Below are 7,066 nucleotides of genomic sequence, written 5' to 3'. Positions count from 1 at the left end.
CGACTCCGGCCGAATCCGTTGCCTCGTGGAGCAGTGGAGCAGTGGAACTGGGACACTGGTGGGCTATGAAACCGGATGACCAGCAGTGCATGTAGAGCTTTAGGGCTCTGACTCAGTGGTCAGCGATCAGGGATCTGTGGTCTTGGGTCTGTGGTCAGTAGTTCTGCTGGCCCTGGCCGTACTGGTCCTGCTGACCCTGGCCCTGCTGGCCTTGACCGTACTGGTCCTGTTGCCCATTGCCATATTGGTCCTGCTGTCCCTGACCCTGGTTGTACTGGCCCTGCTGGCCGCCGCCGAACTGCGGGGCCTGCTGGTCGAGGTCCTGGCCCGGCTGGTAGCCCTGGAAGCCGGGCTGGCTCTGGTTGTCCAGGTGCTGCTGGTATGCCCCGCTCTGCAACTGCTGCGGGTCGACGCCCATCTGCTGGAGCATGTCGGCGTGCTGCGGGTCGTTCGGGTCGATCTGCTGGCCGGAGAGGTTGGCGAGTTCCTTGGCCGCCTGCTGGTGGTTGCCGCCGAGCTGTCCAACGAGGTTGGCGATGCTGTGCGGGTCGAAGGTCGGCATCATTGCTCCCTTGGTTTTCGGAGGGCGTAGGCCCGTGGCCTCCAACAGGCAAACACGGTCAGTAGCAGGTCGCAATCGGTGAGTACGCCGTGTCGCGGGCACCGTGCACGCCGAAGTCCCTGCTGACAGAGGAGATCGCGCAGGCGGGTGAAAATGCCGCGGACTCGAATGGGTTAGCCCGTTCGGCTCAACAGCGGCGTCATGCGTGCGGATGCATGCGGCATGTGGTCTGCGGCCGGTAAGGGCTGAACTGGCATGGTGGGGGTGGGGTCGAACGCGGTGTGGTACGTGGCCGGGAGCGCGAGTGTTTTAGGTGCGCTGGGGTGTTTTGGGCTATGTGTGGGTTGTGGCGACGGCTCTGACGTCGACCTCGGCGGCGGTTTCCAGAAGCGCGGCGGTACGGTCACGCAGCGCGGTGGCGGCCGGGTCGTCGAAGCCGGCCAGGAGGGTGAGGACCTCATGGCGGTGGGTTCGCGCTTGGGCGTCGCCGACGGTCTCGTCGAGCAGATCGGCGAGGCTGGAGAGGGCCACTGCTCGGTGCCAGCGGTCACCGAGGTCGGCGAGGATGGCGATGGCGTGCCGGTGGAAGGCGTCTGCGGCGCTCAGGTTGCCCTGGTCGAAGTGAAGCGTGCCGACGCCGCTGAACGCGTGCGCCTCGCCGAGCCGGTCGCCGAGCCTGCGGTAGAGGGCGACTGCATGCTGATACGCGATCAGTGCGCTGTCGTAGCGGCCGAGCGCTTGGTGGACGTGCGCGAGTTCGGCCTGGATGGCAGCCTCTTTGTCACGAGTGTCCAGGCGGCGCGCGGCGGTGACGGCCTGCTGGATCACACCGAGTGCTGTCTCGGGTTGGCCGAGGGCACGCAGGATGCGGCTGTAGTTCCAGAGATTGTCGGCGATGCCGGCGGTCCGGTCGAATTCCCGATTCAGCGCGAGCGCCTGGCAGACCAGGTCACGCGCTTCGGCGAGCCGTCCGAGTTCGTATAAGAGTTCAGCGAGATTGCCCAGCACGAGGGCGGCGCCTCTTCGCTCGCCCAGTTCGTGGTGGATGATCAGGGACTGGGTGCTGAAGGCCTCGGCCTCGCTCAGTCGGCGGCGGTCGGCGAGTACGAGGGCGAAATTGGCGAGCGTGATCGCCTCCCCGAGGCGGTCGCCGATCTCCCGGCGGATCCCGAGCGCGGCCTGATGGCACGTCGCGCTCTCGTTCATGCTACCCGCTTGGTGGTGGAGGATCGCGAGTCCGTCGAGGATCTCCGCTTCGGCGTAACGGTCGCCAAGACGGCGGGCCGCCTCCAGCGCGATCTGCTCTATGGCCACGCCCGCGTCGAACTGGTCGCCGCGCAGATAGAAGAACCGGAATTCGGCGGCCAGTTGCCACGTCATCCGGTCGAGGCGCAGATCCGCCGCGGTGCGGGTCGCCGCGACGAGATTGTTCCATTCGAGTTCGTACCATCGGGCGGCTTGACCGTGATCCGTGAACGCCGGTATCGGGGCCTTGAGGTCGCTGGCCGGGTCGAGCGGCGTGGGTCGGAAGCAGTAGCGCTCCATATACTTGCCGGCCGCGTGCGCGGCGTGCAGGTACCAAGTCAGCACTCTGGTGAGGGCGGCCTTCTGGTCCGCTTCGCTCTCGTCGTTGCGCGCGCAGTCGAGCGCGTAGGCCTGCAACAAGTCGTGCAGGCGGAAGCGACCGGGAGCGACGAACTCCACGAGGTGCGCCTCGGCCAGGGTGTCGATCGCCTCCTGCGCCTGCTCGCCGGTCAGCTCGGCGAGCGCGGCGGCGGCGCCGACGCTGAAATCCGGACCGGGGTGCAGGCCGACCATGCGGAACACCCGCGCCGCTTTGGACGGCAGGGCACGATACGACCAGGCGAAGACGCTGTGGACGGCTTCGCCGTCCTCGCTGCCGTCGCCGCTCTTCGTCGACAGCGCGTTCCAGAGCACCGAGTCGTCGCGCAACGTCGCGATCATCTCGCTCAGGGGCACGCGCGGGCGGCTCGCGGCACGTTGCGCCGCAATGCGCAGCGCGAGTGGCAATCGAGCGCACGTGGCGGCCAATTCGGCGAGTTCGTCCCCGTCGTCGCCGTCACGGAAGTCAATCGTCTTGTTTCGCAGCAGATCGACGGCTTCCGATTCGCAGAGCACGTCGAGGGTGACGTGCGCGGCGCCGAGCCGGCCGACCAGCCCGAGCAACCGGTTGCGGCTGGTGATCACCGCCAGGCAGCTCGTCGTGCCGGGCAGCAGCGGGCGCACCTGGCTCTCGCTCGCCGCGTTGTCCAGAACAATGAGAACTCTGCGATTCGCGAGCAGTGACCGGAAGAGGGCTGCCTTCTCCTCGATGTCGGTGGGAACCGCGACGTTCGCGACGTCAAGGGCACGCAGGAATCTGTCGAGCACGACGCCGGCGCTCTCCGGTGTGCCGACGGCGTAGCCGCGCAGGTCGACGTACAGTTGCCCGTCCGGGAACCGGTCGCGCACACGGTGCGCCCAGTGCAGGGCCAGCGTGGTCTTCCCGACCCCGGCGGTTCCGGAGATCACGGTGATCGCGACGGCGTTCGACTGGACTCCCCCGCCCGCCAGTAGCCGGTCGAGCTGCTCCAATTCCCGTTCGCGGCCGACGAAACCGCGTGCGTCGCCCGGCAATTGCCGGGGCACGGGCAGACCCAGGCGGCCGACGCGCGGGAAGTCCACGCCGCCGATGACGTCCCTGGCCCGCGCCAGGTCGCGGGCCGTGCCGGACATCCAGGAGCGCGCGCCGCCTCTGTGGCCTGGCGCACCGTCCGGCGCGCCTCCGTCCGCACTTTCCACCACGGCCGCCCTCCGGGTCTGTTACGCCGTACCAGAACCTATCACAGCATACTGATGATGGCCGTGGAGAGATTTGGCTCAGACATGTCAAAGCACTACCTGCGGGGACACACGTGGCCATTAGGGATCGAACAGTGGTTCAACGGATTCACCGGTCGATGAGAGTTCAGCAGAGCGATGATGAGGAGCACGATGGTGATCCATCTCGCATCGCGGGCCGCGCAGTCTTCGGCAGCTGTGCGCTGTGAGTACCCGTTGCGCGCTTTTCCATGTGTATGCAAGGGGATGCGTGCGAACGTGTGAGTGTCGCGACGCGGGAACGTTGGGCGATGCCGGTCGGCGGTTCGTGATGCCTGGACAGGGACTTCGCGTCTCTGGGAGACTCGCGGGCGAGTCGGAGACCTTCGGAGACCTAGCGCGACGGGGTGGGTCGGGGTGAGCATCGAACTTCCCGGTGAAGTGGTGTGGTTCCTCAACGTGATCGGCGTGAACTGGCCGAACGTGGACGAGGACCAGGTGCGCGCCTTCGCAGGACACGTACGCGACTTCGCCGACAAGGTGGACGGCACGCATCAGGCCGCCACGTCCACCATCCAGCAGATGGGGTTGTCCTACCACGGCAACTCCTACGAGCAGCTCGTCGCGACGTGGGCGCGGATGTCCAGCGACCACATGACAGAGCTCGTAGACGCCTGCCACGTGGTCGCCGACGCGCTGGACGTGGCGGCGGACGCGATAGTCGCGGCCAAGGTGGCCGCGATCGCGGAGCTGGCCGCGCTGGCCGCCTCGTTCATCGCCGATCAGGCGGCGGCGATCGCCACGTTCGGGATCGCCGAGGTGGGGCTCGTGCTGATCGAGGAGGCCGGCAAGAAGCTGATCAATGCCCTGATCCAGCAGCTGGAGCAGCAGATACTCGGCCAGGTGATCGAGGCCGCGGTGGCACCGCTTGAGCAGGTCGTCGAGCGGGCGCTCGGCGGGCTGGTGTTCAAGGGCCTCGAAGCGGCGCTCGGTGCCCCGTCGGGTGGCGGCGGCGCGGTCGGCGCGAGCTTCGGGATCGTGCCGGACGAACTGCTCGGGCGCGCCAACGACTTGCAGGGACACGCGGACGCGGTCGCGGGGCACGCCGCGACGTTCGCGGCGAATGTGTCCTCGATCAACTTCGGCAGCTAGCTGAAGCCGGTGGTCGAGAGGAACACAGTCGAGAGGAACACGGTGCGGGTGGGGCGGGGCGACCAGGGCTGAAGAGTCGCGGCGAGGTCAGGTGTGGCGGGGCGGGTCTGCTGGGTGACGGGACTGCCAGGCGGGTGGTGGGGTGGGGTGGGGTGGGGTGGGGTGGGCGAACGTACGGGCGTACGGCGTGCGGATGTGCGGTCTGTGGGTGTTCGGTCTGTGGGCGGGGATGTGGGCGCGGTCCGATGACCGGAAGGTTAACGCGCGGTGATTGCGTCCGGTTCTGCATGCTCTCTAGTATGAATTCGTCGCTTCCCGTTGGATAATGTTGGAATCGAGAGGTCCTGTGAGTGCAGCGAGCCTAGCCGGGGTGGGTGCCGAAGCCGGATTGATCACGTTGTCGGCAGGCGCGGTGGGTCTGGTACTGGACATCCGCGGGCCTTCGCTGCCCAAGATCCTGCACTGGGGTGCGGACATCGGGTTTCTCGGGGATGCGGGCGCGCGGATTGCGAGCGCGCTTCCTGAGCCGGGGCGGATGCTGATCCCGTCACAGGGCGCCGGGTGGTTCGGGCGGCCTGCGCTGAGCGGGCATCGGGATGGTAGGTCACGGCCACTGCGCTTCACGCTGACTGAGCCGGTGACGACGAGCCACGGGGATGTGGACGATCGCGGGGTCGGGAGTGCGCCGACAGGGGCGGCGACAGTGGTCGTACATGCGGCTGATGTCGAAGCGGGGCTCGCGCTGGAGAGCGAGCTGGAACTGACCGCACAGGGAGTGTTGCGCGTCCGGCACACGGTCACCAATACGGATCCTGATCAGGCGCCTTATACGGTCGACCGGCTCAGCGTCCTGATGCCGGTGCCGTCGCAGGCGGTCGAGGTGCTGGACTTCGCCGGGCGGTGGGCGCGGGAGCGCTCGCCGCAGCGGGCCTCGCTGCGGCAGGGCGCCTGGGTGCGGGAGAACCGGCGTGGTCGCACCGGATTCGATGCCGGGCCGCTGGTCGCGGGCTCCTCGGGCTTCGGCTTCCGGGCGGGGAACGTGTGGGCGGTGCACACGGCGTGGAGTGGCAACCATGTGCAGTACGTGGAGCGGCTCGCCGACGGCGGGGCGGTGCTCGGCGGCGGCGAACTGCTGGAGCCCGGTGAGATCAGGCTGGCGGCTGGACAGTCGTATCAGAGCCCGTGGGTTTACTTCGCGTTCAGTGACTTCGGGTTGGATGGGCTGAGCGCACGGCTCCACGGGATGTTGCGCGCACGCGCCGGGCATCCGTCGCCGCCGCGGCCGGTCACGCTGAACATCTGGGAGGCGGTCTACTTCGACCAATCGGCGGACCGGCTGCTGGAACTGGCGGACAAGGCGGCGTCGGTCGGCGTCGAGCGCTTCGTGGTGGACGACGGCTGGTTCCGGCACCGGCGCGCCGACAACGCCGGGCTCGGCGACTGGTACGTGGACGAGACCGTGTGGCCGCACGGCCTGCATCCGCTGGTCGAGCGGGTGCGAAAGCACGGCATGCAGTTCGGGCTCTGGTTCGAGCCCGAGATGGTGAACCCTGATTCGGACCTCGCGCGGGCGCACCCGGACTGGTTCCTGGCCGACCCCGGGCGGCTGCCGGCCGAGTCCCGCAACCAGCAGGTGCTGGACGTCGCACGGCCGGAGGCGTACGCGTACCTGCTCTCGCGAATCGGCGCGCTGGTGAGCGAGTACCGGATCGACTACATCAAGTGGGACCACAACCGGGACCTGGCCGAGCCGCTGCACGACGGCGTGCCGGGCACGCATGCGCAGACGGCCGCGGTCTACCGGCTGCTCGACGAGCTTCGGGCGCGGCATCCGAGCCTTGAGATCGAGTCCTGCTCGTCGGGCGGGGCGCGGGTCGACCTGGGGATCCTGGAGCGCACCGACCGGGTGTGGGGCTCGGACGACATCGATCCGGTCGAGCGGCAGTCCATCCAGCGCTGGACCAGCCTGCTGATTCCCTACGAGCTGATCGGCGCGCACGTCGGCTCCTCCCCCGCACACGTCACGGGGCGGGAGACCGAGCTGTCGTTCCGTGCGGCGACCGCGCTGTTCGGGCACGCGGGCGTCGAGGCAGACATCTCCGGTTGGGACGAGACCTCGCTCGGTCAGTTGGCGGGGTGGATAGATACGTATAAGCGGCTGCGCCCGTTGCTGCACTCCGGTTCGGTCGTGCGGGTTGACCATCCGGACCCGGCAGCGTGGGTGCACGGCGTCGTCTCGGCGGATCGCGCGCATGCGCTCTTCGCGTATGTGCAGCTTGAAACGTCGACCTTTGAAACGGCCGCCGGGATGCGGATTCCCGGGCTGAATCCGGAGGCTGATTACGAACTCGCGGTGCTGCCGGAGGTGTCGGCGGCACGGGAGCTGTGGCCGGCGTGGGCACGTAGCGGTGAAGCGCTCGTGTTGCCGGGGCGGGTGCTGGAGTCGGTTGGAGTGGCTGCGCCGCGGTTGGTGAACCGGCCGGGACAGGCGGTGGTGGTGGAGTTGCGACGAGTCTGACCGCTCATGCGGGT

General features: G+C 68.2%; 4 protein-coding genes. 2 read left to right on the top strand and 2 right to left on the bottom strand.

What is annotated here, in order from left to right:
- Positions 1-154: 154 nt before the first annotated feature.
- On the bottom strand, positions 155-562 hold the full coding sequence (locus tag VGS97_RS27125) for a hypothetical protein (RefSeq protein ID WP_326856506.1): 408 nt from the start codon (positions 560-562) through the stop codon (positions 155-157).
- A gap of 333 nt (positions 563-895) precedes the next feature.
- On the bottom strand, positions 896-3,298 hold the full coding sequence (locus tag VGS97_RS27120; protein ID WP_326856505.1) for an ATP-binding protein: 2,403 nt from the start codon (positions 3,296-3,298) through the stop codon (positions 896-898).
- 501 nt (positions 3,299-3,799) lie between these two features.
- Between VGS97_RS27120 and VGS97_RS27115 the strand changes: the two genes are divergently transcribed.
- Together VGS97_RS27115 and VGS97_RS27110 are read left to right on the top strand one after the other, a co-directional pair.
- Positions 3,800-4,534 carry a WXG100 family type VII secretion target gene (locus tag VGS97_RS27115; protein ID WP_326856504.1) on the top strand — a complete coding sequence of 245 codons (735 nt, stop codon included), beginning with the start codon at positions 3,800-3,802 and terminating at the stop codon, positions 4,532-4,534.
- Positions 4,535-4,904: 370 nt separating this feature from the next.
- Complete coding sequence (locus tag VGS97_RS27110) at positions 4,905-7,052, top strand: alpha-galactosidase (protein ID WP_326856503.1); 2,148 nt, start codon at positions 4,905-4,907, stop codon at positions 7,050-7,052.
- Positions 7,053-7,066 lie beyond the last annotated feature (14 nt).

It is taken from the genome of Actinocrinis sp. (genome assembly GCF_035946395.1).
Taxonomy (GTDB): domain Bacteria; phylum Actinomycetota; class Actinomycetes; order Streptomycetales; family Catenulisporaceae; genus Actinocrinis.
The sequence above is the reverse complement of the archived record's forward strand: the minus strand, read 5'-3'. Positions and strand labels throughout refer to the sequence as shown.